This window comes from Mesorhizobium sp. P2_E10 (genome assembly GCF_056404235.1).
The window spans coordinates 1-21,855 of sequence record NZ_JBFUEK010000024.1; the positions used below are offsets into that span (position 1 = coordinate 1).

Genomic DNA, 21,855 nt, shown 5'->3' on the forward strand with positions numbered 1-21,855 from the left:
GTGCAGGACTGGGGGACATATCTGCGAGACAACACCATGAGCACGACGATACTCGATCGGCTGATGCATCATTGCCATCTGCTTGAGTTCGATGGACGCAGCTATCGCCTCAAAGAGGCCGCTGAAGCCCTTGCTCGGGAAACAAAGTCAAACTAACAAGTCCACTTCTGTCCTGTCTTGCGGGTGGGGGATTTTGACTGACCCTACATGGAGGAATTTGAAGTGACCCGCGGGGACCCACCATGCGCTTCGTGCCGGTAAAGAGCGCGGAACAGCAGGCTGCGTTAATGCTGGTCGGTGTGCGGGAGAGACTCATCCGCAATCGGACACAGCTTGCCAATGCTATTCGCGGTTTTGCCATGGAGTTCGGCATCGTCGCGGCCACCGGCATGTGCCGGATCGAACCGCTATTGGAGCGCATTGCGGCTGATCAAGCCCTGCCTGAATTGGCCCGCGAGCTCTTTGCCATGCATGGCGTTGAGTATCGAGATTTGCTTGCCGAAACGAAAGTCGTCGAGGAGAAATTAACCGCGTTGCATCGCTCCGATCAATGCAGCAGGCGCCTGGCCGAAATTCCGGGCGTCGGGCCGGTCGGCGCATCGCTTTTGATGATGAAGACCCCAGATCCCCGAACGTTCAAGTCTGGTCGCGATTTTGCCGCCTGGATAGGACTTACGCCCAAAGACCATTCGACCGCAGGCAAGGTCAGACTGGGGGTGATCACACGTGCTGGCGACGAAATGCTGAGGAGCATATTGGTGGTTGGCGCAACTGCCCTTCTTCAGCATGTCAGAACCGGTCGAAGCAGACATGCTTCCCGATGGCTGATCGAACTTCTGCAACGGAAGAAACCGAAGCTGGTGGCGGTGGCGCTCGCGAATAAGATCGCCCGAATTGCCTGGAAGCTTATGGTGAGCGGCGAAACGTACCGGCGACCGGAAGAACAAACACAGGCAATTTAGGAAATTGGCCACCACGGCGAGCACGATAAAAATGCTACCGTGTTGAGCTGATGCTGTGAACTTGCAAGAGAAAAGCAGATGGTGCGATCGATCGATCCAAGACGCGTGACACTCCGCCAATTCCAGTGGCCTTTCGAGGTCGTTGCCGTGTTAGGAACACGCGTTGCGGAAACCATCTTGGCCAGTGGTCATGTGCGACCACACACAAAGGCCGTACATATGGAAGCAAGCGATCCGATCAAAAATATCCGCAAAAAACACTTGCAAGTGGGAGCCGTCCACATATGGAATTGGGTGCGCCGCGAAGAGATGCAGCTCTCCTTGGCGGCATGAGCGCGCTCGATGACATGGCGCTGTCGGACGAGGCGCTCGAGGCCTGGATGGCCGCCAAGACCAACCGCCCGCTGGTGCGGACCATGTCGGCGCTGGATGGCTTCGTAACGGCGGCGGTCACCGGGCCGCGGTTCCCGGACCCGCAATACTGGATGTGCCCGCTCATGGGGTTGCGGCGCGACGTCTTGGCCAAAGGGTCTGCAACCGATCACGCCGTGTTTGCCAGCGTCGCCAGGATCCACAACCGGATCAACGAGACGCTCTTCGACAGACCGCAGGATTATGCGCCTCGATTCGCCACAAAGCCCAGCGGCGGCATCGACCCTCGGCCGTGGTGCCAGGGATTCCACGCGGCCATGAATCTCAACATCAAAAAATGGAAACGGCTACTCGACCTCGACAACCCCAACCACGGCCTGCTGCTGCCGATCCTGATCTACTGCGTCGACAAAAAAGGGAGGCCCGTCCTCGGCAAGCCCAGGCCGGGGCCCGAGACCGCGCATTTCATCGAGCACGAGGCCTACAAAGACATCGCCCTCGTCATCCCCGCCCTGCGCGAACTCCACTACGTCACCCGTTATGACGATCCGAAGTGATCGGCGCCGCCGCGCGGACCAACGAGCGATCTAACCATCAAGACGATTTCGGGAAAGGTGCCTTGGCGCATCGCTTACTTAACGAGTTGATCTCCTATAGAGTAAATTTATCGCCTCTATCCAAGGCAAAGCAGACTGCTCTTCGAAAATATAGTCCGGCCCATCTTTGTGTAGGTGCCTTGCGTTGCGATCCCATCAGAAACGACATCAAGAGAGACATCCTGCAGTGCGGCGCGGCAATCAACGTGAGACGAATCTCATGTTGATCGTCGCGCCGTAGGACTTAGGCCTCCACTCGAGGAATAGCCCGTTCAACCAATCGCAAGAACCGGGTATTGCCTGTCCCCGGCCGATTTGGCCTCTCGTCAGGGCCCCGCAAGCCGGCGAAGCCGACGCCGGGGACGGAACAATCAAGTCCTGTGCCATAACAAATTTCAAAACGGCCCGCCTCGTGTGCGTAGTTTCAACGGGCGGAGTAGGCGGGCCGCCGCCGATAGTCTTCCGCACTTTGCTGCAAGCTAATTTAGCCCGGTGCGGAATGTCGGAAGATGACCCCCTGGCGGAAGTTCGTTCGCACCACCGGCCGAATTCACGCCCATGACCGATAGTGTTCTTTAATGGGTCAAGGGCCGCGGCTCGGTTGTGAGAATTATCGACGCTTTCGGGTGCCTGCGTTCTCTACGTGCTCATGGGCACTTGATGAGGTTAGCTGGGTATGGAGACGGCTTGGTTGAAATCGCAGTCGGCTTGGGTCCGGCGTATTCCATCCTATCGGGGAACAGCCACCCTCCAAGGCTATGATGTATTCAGGGCGAGTCGCTCCCGCGATTACCGCATGTGGACGGCCCCGCAGTCTCCAATCATGTTGGAAATCAGATGAATCCCATTTCCCTGCCCACCTGAGTGAAGGCCTCCACGGCACGGTCGATATCCGCACTCGAGTGTGCGGCTGACATCTGCGTGCGGATGCGGGCATGACTCTTCGGCACCACGGGGAAGGAGAAGCCGATTACATAGATGCCTCGCTGGAGCATCTTCTCGGCCATCTGCTGCGCGATAGTCGCGTCGCCCAATATCACAGGGATGATCGGATGGTCGGCGCCAGCCAGCGTGAAGCCGGCCCTCGACATATTGGAGCGGAAGCGGCTGGCATTGGCGTAGAGCCTTTCGCGCAGCGCATCACCATGCTCGATCAGGTCGAACAGCTTTAGCGACGCCCCTGCAATGGCGGGCATCAGCGTATTGGAGAAGAGGTACGGCCGCGAGCGTTGGCGAAGCCAGTCGATGACCTCGCGTTTGCCTGACGTGTAGCCACCTGAGGCGCCTCCAAGCGCCTTGCCCAGCGTGCCAGTGATGATGTCGATGCGGCCCTCGACGCCGCAATGCTCCGCCGTGCCGCGCCCATGCCTGCCGACGAAGCCGACCGCATGGCTATCGTCGACCATGACCATGGCGCCGTATTTCTCGGCCAGATCGCAGATGCCACCAAGATTGGCGATGATGCCGTCCATGGAAAAGACGCCATCGGTCGCGATCAATTTGAAGCGGCTGCCTTCGGCCTTCTTGAGCTCTTCTTCCAGCGCGGCCAGGTCATTGTTGGCATAGCGGAAACGCCTAGCTTTTGAGAGCCGTATACCGTCGATGATGGAGGCATGGTTCAGCGCGTCGGAGATGATGGCGTCTTCTTCGCCGAGCAGCGTCTCGAACAGACCGGCATTGGCGTCGAAACAGGAAGAATAGAGGATCGTGTCTTCCATCTTGAGGAATGAGGAGATGCGCGCCTCGAAATGCTTGTGCACTTCCTGCGTGCCGCAGATGAAGCGGACCGACGCCATACCGTATCCATAGCGGTCGAGCGCAGCCTTTGCTGCGTCCCGTAGATCTTCATTGTCCGCGAGCCCGAGATAATTGTTGGCGCAGAAATTTAGGACCTTGCTGCCACCCGCGACTTCGATCGTGGACGACTGCGTCGAGGTGATGACGCGCTCGGATTTGTAGAGCCCCGCAGACTTCAACGCAGCCAGTTCCGCCGACAGATAGGCAGTGAAAGCGTTCTTCATCGGCAACTCCGCAGGAAATGGCATGGATACCTCCTACACAAGTACATGTATGACTGACGGCCCGACGCTCATTATCGAGGGGTAACCGCTGTGGATTTCGCTCAACCTCGTGCGCCACGAGGCAATTGGTAACGTAGCTATCTCCGGGCCCGTCATATTTCACAGGGATTGTGACACCGAGCAAATCGACATCATCACTACCCGGGAGATGGACGAGTCGGTCGCTTCGTTGAGGTAAGCGTCGTCAGCGTGTGGCGCGAGCCCGCGGCGCAGAAAGTTGCAGCACCCTCGCGGATCGCGCTCGTCCTCCGACCGGTCTCCCCAGCAGGAGAAGTCGATGCGCCTCGTCCAATCCACGATATCCAGGGGCGACGCCCGCCGAAGCGCGCCTGCTCGACTTTGTGTGATGACAGCTCATGGCGATCGTCACGAAGCCGCTCGCCAAGTTGCTGTCGCATGCTCATTTCCGATCACGGGTAGCTGACAGCAGTCGACCATGCCGGATCATCGTGCTTTTGCCAGTAGAGATCCGTGAGCCGGCGGGTGACGGACCCAACCTGCCCATTAGAGATCGCGGCGTCGTCGATACGTGTCACAGGCATAATGCCGCCGGCAGTCGAGGTTATGAACACCTCGTCAGCCTCTTTGATCTCAGCTCGACTGATATCAGCAGCCGTCGCTGAGAGCCCAATCTCGACACAAAGATCAAAGACAGTCCGGCGCGTGATGCCCGGCAACACCCCAAATGCAGGCGTCCTCAACGAGCCGTCCTTTACGAGGAACACATTGAAGCCGGGTCCCTCCGCAATGTGCCCGTTCGTATCGAGTATCAGTGCTGTCTCGGCTCCTACGTCGTAGGCGTCAAAAAGACCCTTCACGAGATCAAGCCAATGATAGTTCTTGATCGAGGGATCGATCGATTTAGGGGGGATACGAACGGTCTCGCTGATCGCGACGTGCAAGCCTCTCTCCAGCTGCTCCTTGTTGGCAACCGAGCCAAAAGGGACAGCAAACGCGATGAAGCGGTTCTCCGCCTGGCGGGGATCGCGGCTGAATGTCGGCGATGAACCGCGCGTGCAGATCATCTCCACGTACGCGGATTTGTGACCCGACAAAGCGACACACGCTGTGAGGATAGATTCGATTTTCTTGCGATCGTAAGGCAGCTTCATTCGAAGGCGTTCAACCCCCGCAAAAAAACGGTCAAGATGCAGGTCCAACCGGAAGAACCTGCCTTTCCAGACATGGACTGTGTCATAAGTGGCGTCCGAGTGGAGGAAACCCCAATCGAGCACGGAGATCTTCGCCTCGGACATCGGCAGGTATTGCCCGTCCATGAATGCTACCCCGTCAGGATACCGACGTCCATCAACGTGATGCTCATCGACGGTTGGAAGAACAGGTAAGAGCTGTGTCATTTGTCTATCTTTCCGATCCGTTTACTCGGCCAGGTCAAGAAATGCGCTAGAGCTTGCGCTCGAAAGTCGCTCGTATGGTCATCGCTGGAAGACATCGCTACGGCACCGGCGATGGTGATGTGGGAGACGCGACGTTGGGCACCAAATTCAGACGATCGGCGAGCTGCAATAGTCATTCGTCGGAAAGAAGTGAAATGAATCGGTCAGGCAGTCGCCTAAACCATTTGGTCTGGGTTAGGCCCGTCTGCCGAGCTAAACTCAAAGGCGGCGCCGGGCTCTCCCAGCGAACTCGAGGATGTCATGGGGGTTGAGGCCCTTCCAGAACGTCGCATTCTCGACTGGCCTGCGCCAGGGAACAGCCTCCGCGCAGCGTGACAGCCTCGCCGAGCAGCTGCCCATGCAGACAATCACTTAGCGAACGCAGTCGTCGCCAAGCAACTGCATGACCTCGCTGTTAAAGCTCCGAACCGCGCCACTCCTCTTGGCCGCGCACGCGAGCGCTGCGTGTACTTCAGGGGCGTCCCCGAATGATCTTCACCGTGTATGTCGCTCCCACGATCTGGTTGCGGTTGCACTCGAATGCGGGTCAATTTCCGACCGACCGATCGACGCCGATAACCTCTCGGTGGCAACAGTGGCACACATCAGTTCTGCAACCTTGCTCCCGCCTCGACTCCTCGCAAATCGCGCCAGAGATGGATGATGCCCTGCTGCCTCTGGTGACACTCCAGGTCGCGCAATCCAGAGCCATGGGTTAAGTCGAAACGTGGCCGAAGAGCAGACGTGCGCGGCTCTGCATGGCTAACCGAGACCTGACCGCCGTTTGCGAAGCTTGTCTTGAGGCCGCGGCTGACTGGCGATCGACAGGGCATACCGACAAGCCATTTCGGGCAGAGCAATAGGCAGTGTTAAAGTGTTAACGCCGACACCACCAGCACCGAGAACACGAGATAGAATGACTAAGGCAGGGATGGGACATACTACCTAGGGGCAGCGGCGTCCCCGAGGCCACGCGCGCGCATGCCCCTCCGTCACGAACCTGAGAGTTCCGGGGCGGTTGTGCACAGTGCTCCTTTGGCGGGCCCGAGGCCCCTTCGGAGTATTGCAATTTCGCGGTTCGACGCAGCGTCGGATGGCGCTCTGGATCGCAACAGTTCCAAGTCAAGAAAGTTCAATCCGAAGCTGGACGTATAATAGGCGCATCAAGCGCGGGCGTCAGCGCCACCCCGGGAAAGCTACACCGTGGTCCGAGGGTCGAACTTGACACGATCGAGCGAAATCATGCTCTGGAATTTTCGGACATTGGGGTTGGTATAGAGCTTTGTCTTGACGAAGACGTCAAAAGCCTCGACGTCCTCAACGGCCACGATCAGCACAAAATCGGCGTCCCCTGTAACCATGTAGCACTGGGTAACCTCTTTGGCCGCGCGCATTGCGCGCTTAAAATCGTCGACAAGGTCAAGACGCTCACGGTCTAGCTCTACCGTAAGGACAACGGTGAGCGATTTGCCAAGGGCCTTCGGATCGACCAGCGAGATGTCCGCAACGATCACGCCATCCGAACGCAGCTTGTTCACTCGACGCATGCATGAAGCGGCTGAGGAACCGACAAGTTCCGCGAGTTCGGCAAAGGAGAGCCGGTTGTTCTTTTGTAGGGCTGTAAGGATTCTTCGATCTAGGTCGTCCATCGCGATGCCAGCCATGTTGGGAACCTCCACAATCGCAAAGGATTGCGCAACATTTATTGCAATTTTCCACGCAAAATGAAACAGAAATAGCAACAGGTTATGCAGATTGAAAAAATACGTCGGACTTCCGGATCCAATCAGGCAAGTCCGGCGCACATCCAACAGGCTGACGATATTTCAAATTGCACCGCTTTGTGCGGTCGGTGCTTCAAAAACCGATGTATTTTGATGCAAACCTCCCTCGCCCATGCTCCATATTTCGTGATGAAGGCGAACTCGTTGAGACCAATCTGGGTGGCGTACGGCTGCGACATTCTCAGAGTTCCTGCAACCGGGGCTCATTCCCAAGATCAGATTACGAGCGGTGGCAGCAGAAGGGCTTGAGGTGAGGCGCGCGCGGACACCTCGCGCACTGTTGCCCCTGCCGCTGGATCGGGCGCCGAAGGTCATTTGCACAAAAATTGATCGCAACGCCACTATGGAAGAGAAGAATGATAGACTTACTCAGCGATACCGTAACCCTCCCCACCCAGGAGATGCGGCAGGCAATGTTCGACGCCGAAGTGGGTGACGCCGGCTACGGTGAAGACCCGACGCTTAATCGCCTGGAAGCATTGGCGGCGAAAATGCTCGGCAAGGAAGACGCCGCTTTCCTATCGAGCGGATGCCAGGGGAACCTTACTGCGTTGCTCGCGCATTGTCCCCGTGGCCACGAGGTGATCGTGGGCGATCGCTCCGATCTCTACGACTTCGAAGCTGGCAGCGTTTCGGTGGTGGGGGGTCTCGTCCTGCACCCCGTGCCGACGGAAATCGACGGACGGCTGTCGCTGGATAACCTACGCTCGGCGATCCGCGACAAGAGCGATTACCAATGCGCGCCGCCAGGAGTAATCGTATTGGAGAATCCGCACTGTCAACGTGGCGGGCGTGTCCTGCCTGAGTCCTATATTAAACAAGTGCGCGAGCTTGCCGACGAGCACGGGCTGCCACTGCATCTCGACGGCGCCCGCATCTTCAATGCGGCAATCGCGTCGAAGAGGACGCCGGCGGAGATGGCGAAGGACGTCGACTCAATCATGTTCAGCCTGTCTAAAGGACTCGCCGCGCCATTCGGCTCCATGGTGTGCGGACCGCGGCCCTTCATCGACCGGGTGAGACGCTATCGGAAGCTTCTAGGGGGCGGACTTCGCCAAGCCGGATTTATGGCTAGCACAGGTATCGTGGCCCTTCAAACCATGGTGGACCGGCTGATCGAAGATCACCGTCGGGCGAAGTTGCTGGCGGAGAAAATCGGCGACATTCCCGGCGTCCGCCTCGAGTCCCCAGTCATCGACACGAACATGGTGTTCTTTCGGCTTGAACCGGACGGTCTGGCGGTCGCAAACTTCCTGGCGGCGCTGTCGCAGCGGGGTGTGCGTATGGGAACGCTCCGCGAAGGCGTCGTTCGCGCCGTCCTTCACTATCTTGTCAGCGACGACGATGTCGATGCGACCGCAAACGCCATTCGATCCGTTCTGCAGGCGGAGCCACGATGACAGGGGTGCAAGGATTTCATCGAGGTCTACAAACCCCGAAAAATGGCAGACGTACGTGAAAAGGCGGCGAGGACGGAAACCAAGCATGCGGGAGGATAGAAATGCATGGGTGGCGAATTAGTCGTGGGACGATTCGTGCAGGTCGACTCTTCCCCCGACACAACGAACCCGTGTTGCCGCCTGCTAGCTAACGACTCCCTGTATCCTCTGACTTCCTATTTTGATTACGAGTAGAGATATGGCCTCTTCTGAAGCACTAAACGCAGTTTTCGAACATATCGACCACAATCGTACCGGCTTTCTCGAACGTCTGATGGATTATCTCCGCCATCGAAGCATCAGCGCTGAAAATATAGGAATCGACGAAGTGGGCGCCCTCCTGGTCGAAATGCTGACGGAGATTGGGCTTGACGCCAGCTTGGTACCGACAGCGGGGCATCCCATGGTAGTGGCGCGGTGGGAGAAAGCTCCAGGTAAGTCGACGGTGCTTCTCTACGGACATTACGACGTGCAGCCGCCTGACCCGATCGACAAGTGGCTCTCGCCACCGTTTGAACCCACTATACGAGACGGTCGGCTTTTTGCTCGGGGGGCTGGCGATAACAAGGGGCAGCATTTCGCGCAGATCCTGGCAATTGAGTCTCACTTAAAATCGCATGGCACGTTGCCGTGCAACGTCATCTTGTTGTTGGAAGGTGAAGAGGAGATCGGCAGCCCGCACATTGCCGATTTCGTGCGGGCCAACAAGGATATCCTAAAGGCGGATCTTGCCGTCACCGCCGATGGCCCGCGTCATGCGAGCGGCGCACCTATGATCAAGTTCGGTTCGCGGGGCGAGGTGACCTTTGAGTTGCGTTGTCGCCATGCTAACCGGGATCTGCATTCCGGCAACTTCGGTGGCGTCGTGCCCAATCCGATATGGACGTTGGTGCACCTGCTCGGCACCATGAAGAATGCCGACGGTGAAATCACCATTAAAGGCTTCCACAATAATATTGAACCTCCTTCCAAGGAGGATCTGACTGCGGTCGAGCGCTTGCCGCTCGACACGGCGGCACTGATGCGGGATCTCAATCTTACGCGACTTGACGCGCCGGAGGAAAGGCATTTCTACGAGCGTCTCTGCTTCCGGCCCACACTGACTATCAATGGCTTCCATGGCGGCTATGGCGGGCCTAGTAGCAAGACCGTACTGCCCAGCGAAGCGATCGTGAAATGCGACATAAGACTCGTTGAAGCGCAGGACCCCCAAGACGTTCTTCGCAGGATAGCTGCACATGTGGAGACACACGCGCCCGATGTGGAGTTGGTGGCGCAAGGGAGCATGTTCCCTTCGAAGACGGCCATTGCCTCCTCTTTCACCGCGCCGCTGCGCCGCGCTTTCGTCGCTGCGCAAGGGGAGGAGCCTTTGCTGGTGCCCGCGGGCTTCGGCAGCCTGCCTTGCTATGTTTTCACCAAGATCCTCGGCATACCCGCTTTCCAAACACCATACGCGAATCCTGATGAGGCAAATCATGCACCGAATGAAAATCTGACACTCAGCTGCTTCTACAGCGGGATTCGCACAGGTGCCGCATTATTGCACGAGCTTGGCTCGTTGCAACTTCGTGGACCCGTGATCGATGAGCCGGCGGCGAGTCTGGGGAAATAAATACGACTCCCGCTATAATGAAAGGTGTGTTGCATGAAACTCAATACGTAGGTTGCGGTTGCACTCGAATGCGGGTTCAATTTCGACCGACCGAAACGATATAACTCTCGATCGCAACAGTGCCGCACATCAGCTCTGCAACCTTACTGCCGCCTCGACTGTTCGTGTCCCAGGGAGCTGAGGAACCGACACGTTCCGCGAGTTCGGCAAAGAGGGGCCGGTTCTAAGGATTCGTCGATCTAGGTCCATGTTAGCAACCTCCACAATCCCAAAAGGTTGCGGAACACGCAGAGTGAAACAGAAATAGCAACAGATTCTGCAGATTGAAAAAATACGTCGGGCTTCGGGATCCAAATCAGGTAGATCCGGCGTACATCCAACAGGCTGACGATATTTCAAACCGCACCGCTTTGTGCGGTCGGTGCTTCAAAAACCGATGTATTTTGATACAAACCTCCCTCTCCGATGCTCCATATTTCGTGATCAAGGCGAATCTCGTCGAGACCAATCTGGGTGGCGTACGGCTGCGATTCCCGCGATCAGAGCGCGGGCGGCGGCATGCTACAGCGAAAGGTTTCTTTGCATGAAACAAAATGAATACGTAGAGCACGATGCGACCGGCTTGGCCTCTCTCGTCAGCACAGGCGAAGTGACTGCTGTGGAGCTGACGCGCCTGGCGCGAGAGGCCCACGACGAAGTTAACCCTCGCATCAACGCCGTCATCGAGTTCTACGAGGATGCTGAGACCGTCTCCGGCGCGGACGCAGGCCCTTTCAACGGCGTGCCATTCCTTCGCAAGGATCTCGGAGCCGCCGAAGCTGGCCGCCTGCAGGAAAGAGGAAGTCGCCTCTTCAAGGGTTTCCGATCCGAAACCGACAGCAATTTCTATCGTCGAGCTCGCGCCGGTGGGCTGCGGACTCTCGGGAGGACGACCACACCCGAACTTGGCGCATCCGGAATGAGTGAGACCATAATCAATGGCATCACTGGCAATCCATGGGATTTGCAACGCACGACAGGCGGATCTTCGTCTGGGGCGGCTGCGGCTGTGGCTGCTGGGATCACTCCAATCGCGCATGCCAGCGACGGTGGCGGATCTACTCGGCAGCCGGCGGCTTGGTGCGGGCTTGTAGGGCTGAATCCTTCCCGTGGGCGCACTTCCAGCGGTCCGGACCGTCAGGATCCCAAGTTCGGCCTTAGTCGGGAATTTGTTCTCTGTCGCACAGTGCGCGATATGGCGGCCGCCTTAGATGTATTCTCCGGTCCCGCTCCAGGCGATCCGTTCATCATCGTCCAGCCGAACCGTCCCTATGTGGAGGAACTATCCCAACCCACCGGCACTTTGCGGATTGGGGTCGCGAGGACCAAATGGGGCTCATTTGAGACGGAGCCAGAAATCCGGCAAGCAGTCGAGTCGACGGCCGCACTTCTTGAAGAAATGGGTCACATGGTCACAGACATCGAGCGGCCCTACGACCCGGAAGAATGTAGTAGGGTATTGCTCGGCTTGTCAGATCTCGGCGGAGGTGGGCTCGAAAGGGCGGCGCGGAGCATCGGCCGCAGTATCAACCAAGACGCTTTGGAGCCGGTCAATCTCAAGCTTTATGAGCATAGCCGCCGGAATCTGCCGTTATCCTATTCGGGAGAAGTACATGAGGCCCTCCGGGCGATGAGGCTGCGAGTAGGGGAGGCGATCCAAGCCTATGACATTCTGCTGACGCCCTCGATGCCAACCGTGGCCCTTCCACATGGTGGCATCTACTGTGCGACCAACCCGACGCTCTCCGCAGAGGAATGGATGGATGCGGAGGCCTCGTTCTATCAGTACCTTGGCGTTTTCAATATTACCGGACAACCGTCGGTCTCGTTGCCTTTGGCCCAAAGCGCCAGCGGGCTGCCGATCGGCATTCAGATCGTCGGCCGCTTTGGTGATGAAGCCACGTTGGTACGGGTCGCACGCGATCTGGAGGAAGCTCAACCATGGAGCAAACGGCGACCAAAGGTTCGAGCGGGAAACAGTTGATGATAACCCTTGGCGTTCCGATACAGATTTCGCAGCTGACGACCGATATCGTACGCTTCGAGAAGTTGGCCTAGCCGCCCGGAATTCAATATGGACGTCATGGTGACGGCATGTCGCCGACAGCCGGGTAAAAGTCGGCGTTAGTTTCCAACTACCAGGACGGTGCAGATGCCAAAGATCAACACCGGAAGGTTGCTCTCGGATCTCAGACGTTTCGCGCAGTTCGGCGCGTACCGAACGGGTGTCCATCGCCCGACCTATTCGAAAGAGGACATCGACAGCCGCCGCTGGCTTGCGCAGCAATACGATGCGTTGGGTCTCCGGGCCTATATCGACGGGGTAGGAAATGTATTCGGCATGTCGCGCTTGGAACGGCGATCGCTGCTGATTGGGTCGCACGCAGAGTCCCAGAACCATGCCGGATGGCTCGACGGGGCGCTTGGCGTGATCTACGGCCTCGAGATCGCCCGGGCTTTCGCGGAAACGCCGGGCTGCGCGGGCCTTCCCATCGCGCCAGTGGCCTGGGCGGATGAAGAAAGTCATTACGTTCCGCTGCTCGGAAGTCGGTCATTCGTCGGGGACATCGAAGAAGCGGATCTCGACCGCGCGGTTAATGTCGATCACAGGTTGCCACTCAGGGACGCGCTCCGTGCGGCCGGCCTAGCCGGCGTTCCTCGATCTCTGGTGCAACCGGAACGCCACATCGGCTATCTGGAAGCACACATAGAACAGGGCGACGCGCTGGAAGCCACGAGCAAGCGGATCGGTGTTGTTACGAGCATCGTCGGGATCTGGCAGTACTCAATTATCTTTCACGGCATCCAGAATCACGCTGGTACGACGCGCATGGCTATCCGAAAGGATGCGGGCGTCGCTGCAGCTACGATGGCCATGGCGATTGCCCAGCGCTTCCCTGAGGTGGCTGGCCCGCGCTCTGTCTGGACCACAGGCCGCATCACACTGGAGCCGGGCGCCCGCAACATAATTCCGGGCAAGGCAGAGATGATTTTCCAGTTTCGCGATTCAGAAATGCCAGTGCTAGAGCGCCTCGATGCGGTACTAAGGGAACTGGTAGAAGAGACCGCGATCAGAACCGGTTGTCGCGCCGAGATTGAACGGACCGCGACCGGCAAACCATGGCATATGGATCCAGCCTTCCAGGCAGCGATAGAGAATGCGGCCGCGCGCCATGCACCCGGCGCTTACGTGAGGATGCCAAGCGGCGCCAGCCACGACGCACAGATCGTGGCCCGCAAACTGAGGGCTGCCATGCTTTTCGTGCCAAGCATCGGCGGTGTCAGCCATCATTGGACCGAAAACACAGACGATGCCGACCTGGTGCTCGGCTGCCAGGTGCTGGCTGATGCCGCCGAGACGATCCTGCGTGGCGAAAGCAGGTAACGGGTGGCATGCGGACGCGCCATGAGAGTCGATGCCCAAAAGCGCCCGGCCAGCGTGCCGAGGCTGGGACCTTCCGTTCGAGAAATACTCATTTGGCTGGCCGAGGTCCGGGGTGGCGGCCGTTTGAACGTGATCAGGTGAGTTCTAGTCCTGAGCGGCGTTTAACTTGGTCAACTTTACGAGGGCGTGTCGGGTCCGTTAGCCTTCCGCCGCTCCAATCGACGAGCACATTGCCGAGGCGGCAACGCTCTCTGAACTCAGCTTTGCGGGATCGAAACCACAATAGCACCCCGTTTCGTGAACGGGCGGTCATCCCAGGCAACGGCCGCTTGCGCTCGACGCAACTGGATCAAACACTAGCGAATTATGACCGCTCCGTTTCAACAGGCCTTGCCCTTTGAAGCACAAATACGCCGTTGTGACCGTAATCTGGTGTGAGATCCCGTCTAGCGACACACGCCAATACAGGGAAACAAGATGGACCAATTGCCGCTGCACATCGCTTCTGGCAAATGAACCACCCGCTCGGTGTGCAGATTTTCGACGCTGCAGGGCATCGCTTCGCGAAACAAGGGGTCTCGAATGCCTTGGTAGTGCCTTAACCTAGCGGGCAGCGACTGCGACGAGAACCGGACCGGAGCCAAAAAGGGAGAAAAGAATGAATAAGTTGCAACTTAACCGCCGTGCCGTCATCAACGCGATGCTGTTGGGATCGGCTGCACCGTGGGTCTTGAACTCAAGGGCTTTCGCCGCGTCGTGCGGGGACGGCATCGTGCGCATCGGCGCAATCTTCTCCCCCGATACGTTGAATCCATTCGCCTCCTGGAGCAACTTTTGGCCGCTGGCCTTCACCTATGACTGGCTGGTTGCCGTGGACGCCCAGCGACATGACGATCGAAAGGGATTTGCCGAATCGTGGTCCGTTGCCGAGGACAACCTCACCTGGACTTTCAAGATCTGGCCTAACATGAAGTGGTCGGACGGAAAGCCTGCGACGGCCAGAGATGCCGCATTCACTTACAACTATCTGCGCGGCTCCATGGGTAAGCCCGACGAGTTGAACGCCGGTTGGAACAACACAAGCGGTCTGGAGAACATCGGGTCCATCACGGCACCCGATGACGAGACTTTACAAATCGTGACCAAAATCCCAACACGTTGGCCGGTTGACAACGCCACGATGATTGTCCCCGAGCACATATGGAAGAATGTCAGCTATGCCGATGCGCGCAGCACGTTCCGGAACGACGCGCCTGTGGTGGGAACTGGGCCAATGGTCATTTCGGAGTTTCAGCAAGGTCAGTTTGCTCGATTCACCCCCAATCAGTACTTTCGCACCGGGCAGCCGGCGACGAAGGGGATGGTCTTCCGTTTCTTCAGTGTGGCCGATCCAATCGCGCAGGGTCTGAAGAGCGGAGATCTTGACTACGGCGTCTACCTAACCGCGGCCCAGTGGGCGGACCTCTCGAAGGATCCCGATATCGTAGTTGGAGAATCGCGCATTGAACAGCGGGATTATTTGGCCTTCAACACGGTTTCCGGGGATGGCGCGGGCAGTACCAAGGCGCTGCAGGATCCGGCGTTTCGCGATGCGATCGGCTACGCGGTCGATCAGAAGGCCATCGTCGATCGCGCCCTCCGCGGGCACGCCGACCCTGGCGTGGGAATAGTCATGCCGGTGGCGACCGATTACTACTCGGACCTGAGTGACATTAAGCGCCACTTCGATTTGAAAGAGGCGTCGCGGCGGTTGGATGCGGCAGGTTACAAGGACACGAACGGAGACGGCATCCGGGAGGACAAGGATGGAAACAGCTTTCAGCTTGAGTTGATCACGGGATCGATAGGAAACGTAGATATACCGACTGCGGCGGTGCAGCTTATCGCTGATTGGTTGGGACAAATCGGCATCCCCATATCGGTGACCCAGCTCGAGTCCGGAGCGCTCAACGCCCGCACGGCGGCGCCGGCGAAGGGCGGGGGTGGCTGGGACCTGCTCGTACTCAATCACTGGGCGACTCCCAGTCCTCACGATCTGCTCGTTTTAGGCAAAAGTGCTGATCGGAGCAACAGGTCACACTGGAGCAATGAGAAGTTCGATCAACTTCTGTCTCAGGTCGAGGTCACCGTCGATCTCAAAAAGAGCCAGGAGTTGATTGATCAGGCGGCCCGCCTTATTTATACCGAGGCGCCCTACATCATTCTCAGTTACCCGTTCTTGCTCGAAGCGCATGGCAAAAATTGTTTCAAGGGGTGGGGGGAGCGCGACATGCTGTCGATGTGGAGTTATTTCCCGCTCGATCGCTTGAAGTCGATTTGATGGCAGGCAACGCTAGCGGAAGCCGGACGAGCCGGCGACTCGGGAGCATCCTGATCAGGGCGGTCATGACGCTTCTGATGGTGGCGACGCTGAACTTCATCCTGTTCAGGGTGATTCCGGGCGACCCCGCTAACATGCTGTTGGGGGGGGCGCGCAGCTCGGTAACCGCCGAGCAGATCGAGGCGCAACGCCAGAACTGGGGCCTTGACCGTCCGCTGTTTCCGGACCAGGTGGTTGACTACTTGTCGGCAACTCTCCGTGGCGATTTCGGCTATAGTTTCAAGTTTAGGGGCCAGCGGGTCGCCGACCTGATCGTGGAGCGGTTGCCGGCCACCATCGCCCTGGTCGGCCTAGCCCAATTCATCGCTATCCTGTGCGGGGTTATGCTTGGCGTATATGCCGGTTGGCGCAGAGGAGGAGCCGTCGACCAAATCGCCACGGGAGCCTCTCTCGCGCTCTATTCGACGCCATCTTTCTGGCTCGGCATGCTCCTGGTAGTGATCTTCAGCACGGTATTGGGGTGGCTTCCTGGTTACGGTGCATACTCGCCTGGCGCTATCAGTGGTTCCCTTGATGGGTTGCTTGATTACTTGCGGCATCTCGCGCTTCCGGTCACGGCGGTCGCCCTTGGACTCATCGGCCAATACGTCGTGGTCGCTCGTGCAGCCATGAGCGAGGTTGTCACGGAGGACTACATGGTGACCGCTCGGGCCAAGGGACTAACCAATGGTCAGATGCTGATGCGTCATGCCTTTCGTAATGCGATGCTGCCCGTCGTGACCCTAGTGACGCTTAATCTCGGGTACGTAGTGGCGGGTGCCATAACCGTCGAAAGCGTGTTCGCTTGGCCAGGGATAGGAAGCCTCACGGTCGACGCGCTCAATGCGCGGGATTATCCGGTCCTTCAAGGGATATTCTTGTTGCTCGGTGCGTCGATCGTCGTCGCGAACCTCGCAGCCGATCTTGCCTACAGCCTTCTTGATCCACGAGTTCGGCAATGAGCAAAAGTACTGTTCAATCTCTCTCGCGTATCCGGGCACGAGCTATCAGGGGCTTTCTATCCCAATTTCTTGGCTATGGCGGGGCTCAGCTTGGCCTGTTTTGTCTGGTATTATTTCTTGTTATGGCAGCGATGCCCAATATTCTCGTGGGACCGCTTCAGACTGCGATTAACGCAACCGGCGATTTCCTCGTACCACCATCAAGCCAGCATTTGCTGGGGACAGACGAAGTTGGGCGGGACGTGCTCAACCTGGTCGTCCATGGTGCCCGGATCTCGCTTACAATCGCGCTGCTGGCGACCGTGATTAGCCTCATCGTCGGGACTGCGGTCGGAATGTCCGCGGGCTACTTTGGCGGCTGGGTGGACGTTTGGCTGATGCGCTTGACGGACTTCTTTTTCGTCATGCCGTCCTTCGTTCTGGCGCTCGTCATCACTCCCGTAGCTCTCGAGGTGATGGGGCGGGGCAGAGAAATCCTCGGCTTCCGTCCTTCTCTTTTTGTGATCCTTGTCGTTATCGGCATGACAAGCTGGGCGTTCGTTGCACGTATCGTTCGCAGCCAGACACTGTCGCTTAAGGAGCGAACATTCATTGATCGCGCGCGCGTTGCGGGCAGCAGTAATCTCAGCATCATGATGCGGCACATCCTCCCCAACCTCGTGCCGCAAATCGCAGCCAATGGCGCTCTGGTCGTCGCCGGCGCAATTTATGTTGAGACATCCCTCTCGTTCCTGGGGCTTGGCGATCCGTTGCAGCCTTCATGGGGCACTTTGCTGTCGCTCGCTCAACGCGCTGGAGCCGCTAGCGCCGGAGCCTGGTGGTATCTCGGCGCCCCCGGAGTGTGCGTCCTCACCGTTTCCCTTAGCTTCGTCCTGATTGGCAATGCCCTCGACGACACTTTCAATCCACGGCGGCGGGTAATTCCATGACAAACCCCTCTCGGGATAACGTCTCGCTTCTGGAAGTGGATGGGCTCACTGTTGACTATCACCCCAAGGGCCTTTCATTGCGAGCAATCGATGACGTAAGCTTCGTGCTCCGAGCTGGAGAAGCCGTTGGCCTGGTCGGTGAATCAGGCAGTGGCAAGACCACGACCGCAATGGCGATTGCCGGCCTGCTATCTCCCAACGCACGGGTCAGCGAGGGCGAGGTACGCTATCGCGGAAAGCGACTGCCTATCGACGATGATGCGGCGATGCGGCCACATCGCTGGAGCGAAACGTCCGTCATCTTCCAGGGCGCAATGAATGCGCTTAATCCTGTTCACCGCATCATCAAGCAGATCGCCGAGCCGTGTATGCTGAAGGTCGGCATGTCCCGTGGCGAGGCGACGGCGCGGGCAAGGGAGCTCCTCGAGCTCGTCGGCATTCCGGCGGATCGCGGTTCCGCCTATCCCCACGAGTTGTCGGGCGGTATGCGGCAAAGGGTGATGATTGCCATGGCACTCGCATGCCGCCCTTCCATCGTCATCGGCGATGAGCCGACTACGGCGCTCGACGTCATCACACAGGCTCAGATCCTTAAGCTGCTAGGAGAGTTGCGATCGCAGCTTAACCTCGCCCTGATTTTGATCACCCACGACCTTTCTGTCGTGGCTGAGTGTTGTGATCGCGTGATGATCATGTACGCGGGCCGCATCGTCGAGGATGGCACTGTCGCCGAGATCTTCGCCAGACCTAAGCACCCGTACACCAGACTGCTGATCGACTCGATCCCGAACCCGGCGAACGGCAAGAAGATGATCCGGCCCATTCCCGGTGATCCCCCTAACCTGGTGAATCGACCCTCAGGCTGCGCTTTCCATCCACGCTGCCCGTTCGCCATGGGAGTATGTGCGACCGAAGTCCCCGGCTTCGATAGGATTGAGGGGGGACACGTCGCCTGTCACCTCCACCGGTCCTCGCAAGAAGACAAGGTTGCAGTTCATGCCTGACAGCGCCGACATCCTGAGCCTGCAGAACCTGCAGGTCCACTTCCCAATCCAAGGCGGATTGTTCGACCGTGTCCTGGGCCGACCTGCCGGCGCCGTGCGCGCGGTGGACGGGGTCGACCTCAACGTCGGACGGGGTGAGATCGTTGCCCTGGTCGGCGAATCGGGAAGCGGCAAGACGACCGTGGGCCGCGTCATTACCAAGCTTTCTCAGCCAACCGGCGGCAGGTTGCTATTCGAAGGGCGCGATATGACGTCAGTTCAAGGGACATCGGCTCTGCGTCCTTACCGCCACCGCGTGCAGATGATCTTCCAGGACGCCTATCAGGCGCTCAACCCGCGACACACCGTATTTGATATTGTGGCGGAGCCGTTGCGCTCTCTGGGGTTGGTCGAGAACCATCCCCAACTCACCGAGCGCATCAGTGAAGCTCTTGCGTACGCCGGGCTTAATCCTCCCGGTGATTTCTTCGCCCGCTTCCCGCACGAGCTGTCTGGCGGGCAGCGCCAGCGGGTTGTGATTGCCGGAGCCCTTGCCGTGAGGCCGGAGCTCATCGTTGCGGATGAACCTGTCTCGATGCTCGATGTCTCGATTCGCGCACAGATTCTTCAGGTCCTGGTTGACCTGCGCGACAAGCACAACATGGCGCTGCTGTTCATCACCCACGACCTGCCGCTCGCCTGGCTGATCGCCGACCGGATTGCCGTGCTGTACCTCGGGCGATTGGTCGAAATCGGCACCGCCGATGAGATCACATTCAACCCGCGCCACCCTTATACGGTCGCCCTGCGCAATGCCACCCCGCAGATTGGCGGCAACGCAGATCGCGGCAAGCTGCCCGCCTTGCGGGGCGAGGTTCCAAGCGCCGCACGCGTGCCGAAGGGCTGCCGCTTCCATCCGCGTTGTCCTGTCGCCTTCGATCGCTGTAAAGTGGAGGAGCCGCCACCCATTGAGGTTGGACCAAAGCACCTGTCAGCCTGCTGGCTGGCGTGAGCGCTGACAACGCCAATCGATCCTGTCATTTCGCTGGATAGCGCCGGGTACCTGCTTGGCCGTCTATGAAGTTGGAACCAGAATTTAAGGAGATCTGCAAATGCCGCTTAACGCGAATCTTACTGAAGCCGATGTCGTGCGTGAAATCGGTTACGTGCCTATGAAGGACGGAACACGCATTGCTTACATTTCATATCACTTGAGGTCTGGTCGCTCCCCAAGTGTTTTTGAGTATTCCGCATATACACAGAGTGCCACACCTTTCGAAATCGCGAAGCCGTTTCTTGAAGCCGGTTACGCCTTCGTTGGCGCCAACTTGCCCGCGACGGGTTGCTCGGAAGGTGTCCTCGACTATTGGTTCGAGCAAAAGGAAGGGATTTACGGTGCGGAAGTCGTCGAATGGATTGCAGAGCAGCCCTGGAGCGACGGCAATGTTGGCATGATCGGCAACTCCTATGGAGGCACGATTCAATTCTGGGTCGCGGCAGAGCGCCCTCCTCACTTAAGAGCCATAGTAGCTAGCGGGGTCGAGGATGGTTATGAGGATTGGATCTACGTAGGCGGGATGTTCCAGCTGGGCACGGCCACATGGGCGCTTAGAAGTGAGTTCGTCAGGCAGGTGGCCGGTGTGGAATGGCGGATAAGCGAGGGCGATACGGAATGTGCCGCAATTCGTGGGAGCGGAAAGCAGGTCGTCAAAAGTGCCTTTCTTGACGAGGTGAGAAAGCACCCGCTAAAGGATGAATGGTGGGATTCGATCTATCTAGCTCGTGATGAGGTCGCCGGCAGAGTCAATATCCCCACTATGCTTATTGCCTCGTGGCAAGACACCGCCGGCGGTGCGGGCAGGGAAAGCACCCGGCTATTTACCCAACTATTGACGAAAGTGAAGCATAAAAAACTTCTCTTGATGAACGGCGATCATTTAATCGCCGGACCCGGGCCAAAAGGCTATAGTCTAGTAGACAGTGAGCGAATGAAATTCTTAGACCGCTGGGTGAAAGGCGTAGACAATGGCATAGAACAGGAATTGCCGGTCACGGTATTCTGGGACGTTCGGGAGCCTGATGGGGATGCCAAGAAATCGGCTGCCGGTTGGACTACAATGCACACGACTTGGCCAGAACCGACCGTTGAGCGTCGTCCCTTTTATCTCACCGCCGACGCCGCGCTCTCGCTTGACAGGCCGGTTGCTGGCCAGACCGAGGGCGTTCGGGCTTACCTCTACCCGACGGGAGCGGAACTTTTCGGAAGCAACCAGCAATTCGCAATCCTGCCCTATCCCCAAGGAGTGTTGAATTACCGAACGGCCCCTGCCACCTCGGATATGGTGCTGCTTGGAAATCCAGAAATAACGCTCTATTTGAGTATTGACCATGGAGATGACGCCGACCTCGAATTAACAATGAAAGACATCGATGCCGATGGAAATGTACTCTTCCTACAAGGAGGCTTGCTGCGGACTTCACTCCGCGCAATCGATGAAAATCGAACCTATTCTGACGAAGTGGTTCATTTATTTCGAAAAAGTGAAAAACTGGTTCCGGGTGAAATCTACGAGATACGGATGTCGTTGCTGAACCCGATCGCTCACGCCGTCCGACAAGGGCATTGCCTCGAACTAACCATCGGCGCTCCCAATCCCATCCCGCATTGCGAATACAGCTGCATTCCTGCCGGCGGCCCATCCATCAACCGGGTCTTTCACTCCGAGAAGTATCCATCGAGAATTCTCCTTCCCATTCTGCCCGGGGCGATAGCGCAAGCACCCGCGCCTGAATTAGGCTCGCTCCGAGCTCAACCCTTCCGAAGGGGAACTGAATTCGTGCCTGGTGGACTGCCAATCCGGTAAGCTTCAGCTCAATTGGTGGCTGGCTCCCATTCGGTAGGACGGTCCGAGCCGATAGGGAAAGTGAGATGAGGAACCTGCGCGGATTTGTTGC

The 21,855-nt window shown here is 58.1% G+C and carries 16 protein-coding genes and 1 pseudogene; 14 read left to right on the top strand and 3 right to left on the bottom strand.

Annotation, left to right across the window (positions count from 1 at the left end):
* From AC1D0N_RS29670 to AC1D0N_RS29685, 4 genes and pseudogenes are all read left to right on the top strand, one after another.
* On the top strand, positions 1–156 hold a 156-nt coding region (locus AC1D0N_RS29670; protein WP_477250003.1), incomplete at its 5' end, for an ATP-binding protein.
* An 80-nt stretch (positions 157–236) separates the two neighbouring features.
* A pseudogene (locus AC1D0N_RS29675) lies at positions 237–962 on the top strand (IS110 family RNA-guided transposase); the annotation flags it as partial.
* A gap of 78 nt (positions 963–1,040) precedes the next feature.
* Positions 1,041–1,295 carry a hypothetical protein gene (locus AC1D0N_RS29680; protein WP_477249933.1) on the top strand — a complete coding sequence of 85 codons (255 nt, stop codon included), beginning with the start codon at positions 1,041–1,043 and terminating at the stop codon, positions 1,293–1,295.
* The gene (locus AC1D0N_RS29685; protein ID WP_477249935.1) at positions 1,292–1,891 is read left to right on the top strand and encodes a UPF0149 family protein; all 600 of its coding nucleotides are present in this window, start codon (positions 1,292–1,294) and stop codon (positions 1,889–1,891) included. Before AC1D0N_RS29680 ends, AC1D0N_RS29685 begins: the two co-directional genes overlap by 4 nt.
* Positions 1,892–2,763: 872 nt before the next feature.
* Here the strand turns inward: AC1D0N_RS29685 and AC1D0N_RS29690 are convergent.
* The 3 genes from AC1D0N_RS29690 to AC1D0N_RS29700 form a co-directional block, all read right to left on the bottom strand.
* Positions 2,764–3,975, bottom strand: a complete 1,212-nt coding sequence (locus AC1D0N_RS29690) for a glycine C-acetyltransferase (RefSeq protein ID WP_477249937.1) — start codon at positions 3,973–3,975, stop codon at positions 2,764–2,766.
* Positions 3,976–4,421: 446 nt separating this feature from the next.
* Positions 4,422–5,369, bottom strand: a complete 948-nt coding sequence (locus AC1D0N_RS29695; protein ID WP_477249939.1) for an aminotransferase class IV — start codon at positions 5,367–5,369, stop codon at positions 4,422–4,424.
* Between the two features lie 1,235 nt (positions 5,370–6,604).
* The gene (locus AC1D0N_RS29700) at positions 6,605–7,072 is read right to left on the bottom strand and encodes an Lrp/AsnC family transcriptional regulator (protein WP_477249941.1); all 468 of its coding nucleotides are present in this window, start codon (positions 7,070–7,072) and stop codon (positions 6,605–6,607) included.
* Between the two features lie 476 nt (positions 7,073–7,548).
* Between AC1D0N_RS29700 and AC1D0N_RS29705 the strand changes: the two genes are divergently transcribed.
* From AC1D0N_RS29705 to AC1D0N_RS29750, 10 genes are all read left to right on the top strand, one after another.
* The gene (locus AC1D0N_RS29705) at positions 7,549–8,592 is read left to right on the top strand and encodes a GntG family PLP-dependent aldolase (protein ID WP_477249942.1); all 1,044 of its coding nucleotides are present in this window, start codon (positions 7,549–7,551) and stop codon (positions 8,590–8,592) included.
* A gap of 238 nt (positions 8,593–8,830) precedes the next feature.
* Positions 8,831–10,243: a M20/M25/M40 family metallo-hydrolase gene (locus tag AC1D0N_RS29710; RefSeq protein ID WP_477249943.1), complete on the top strand. Its 1,413-nt coding sequence runs from the start codon at positions 8,831–8,833 to the stop codon at positions 10,241–10,243.
* Positions 10,244–10,826: 583 nt separating this feature from the next.
* The gene (locus tag AC1D0N_RS29715) at positions 10,827–12,266 is read left to right on the top strand and encodes an amidase (protein ID WP_477249945.1); all 1,440 of its coding nucleotides are present in this window, start codon (positions 10,827–10,829) and stop codon (positions 12,264–12,266) included.
* Between the two features lie 168 nt (positions 12,267–12,434).
* Entirely contained in the window at positions 12,435–13,667 is a 1,233-nt protein-coding gene (locus AC1D0N_RS29720) for a hydantoinase/carbamoylase family amidase (protein ID WP_477249947.1), read from the top strand.
* 658 nt (positions 13,668–14,325) lie between these two features.
* Positions 14,326–15,987 (top strand): ABC transporter substrate-binding protein, encoded by a 1,662-nt coding sequence (locus tag AC1D0N_RS29725; protein ID WP_477249949.1) that lies wholly within the window; start codon positions 14,326–14,328, stop codon positions 15,985–15,987.
* A complete protein-coding gene (locus AC1D0N_RS29730) occupies positions 15,987–16,988 on the top strand; it encodes an ABC transporter permease (RefSeq protein WP_477249951.1) in 1,002 nt (333 codons plus the stop codon). Before AC1D0N_RS29725 ends, AC1D0N_RS29730 begins: the two co-directional genes overlap by 1 nt.
* Positions 16,985–17,917 carry an ABC transporter permease gene (locus tag AC1D0N_RS29735; RefSeq protein WP_477249952.1) on the top strand — a complete coding sequence of 311 codons (933 nt, stop codon included), beginning with the start codon at positions 16,985–16,987 and terminating at the stop codon, positions 17,915–17,917. The genes AC1D0N_RS29730 and AC1D0N_RS29735 overlap by 4 nt, the downstream gene beginning before the upstream one ends.
* Positions 17,914–18,921: an ABC transporter ATP-binding protein gene (locus tag AC1D0N_RS29740; protein WP_477249954.1), complete on the top strand. Its 1,008-nt coding sequence runs from the start codon at positions 17,914–17,916 to the stop codon at positions 18,919–18,921. The genes AC1D0N_RS29735 and AC1D0N_RS29740 overlap by 4 nt, the downstream gene beginning before the upstream one ends.
* The gene (locus AC1D0N_RS29745) at positions 18,914–19,912 is read left to right on the top strand and encodes an ABC transporter ATP-binding protein (protein WP_477249955.1); all 999 of its coding nucleotides are present in this window, start codon (positions 18,914–18,916) and stop codon (positions 19,910–19,912) included. Before AC1D0N_RS29740 ends, AC1D0N_RS29745 begins: the two co-directional genes overlap by 8 nt.
* A gap of 100 nt (positions 19,913–20,012) precedes the next feature.
* On the top strand, positions 20,013–21,764 hold the full coding sequence (locus AC1D0N_RS29750; protein WP_477249957.1) for a CocE/NonD family hydrolase: 1,752 nt from the start codon (positions 20,013–20,015) through the stop codon (positions 21,762–21,764).
* Positions 21,765–21,855: the final 91 nt, after the last annotated feature.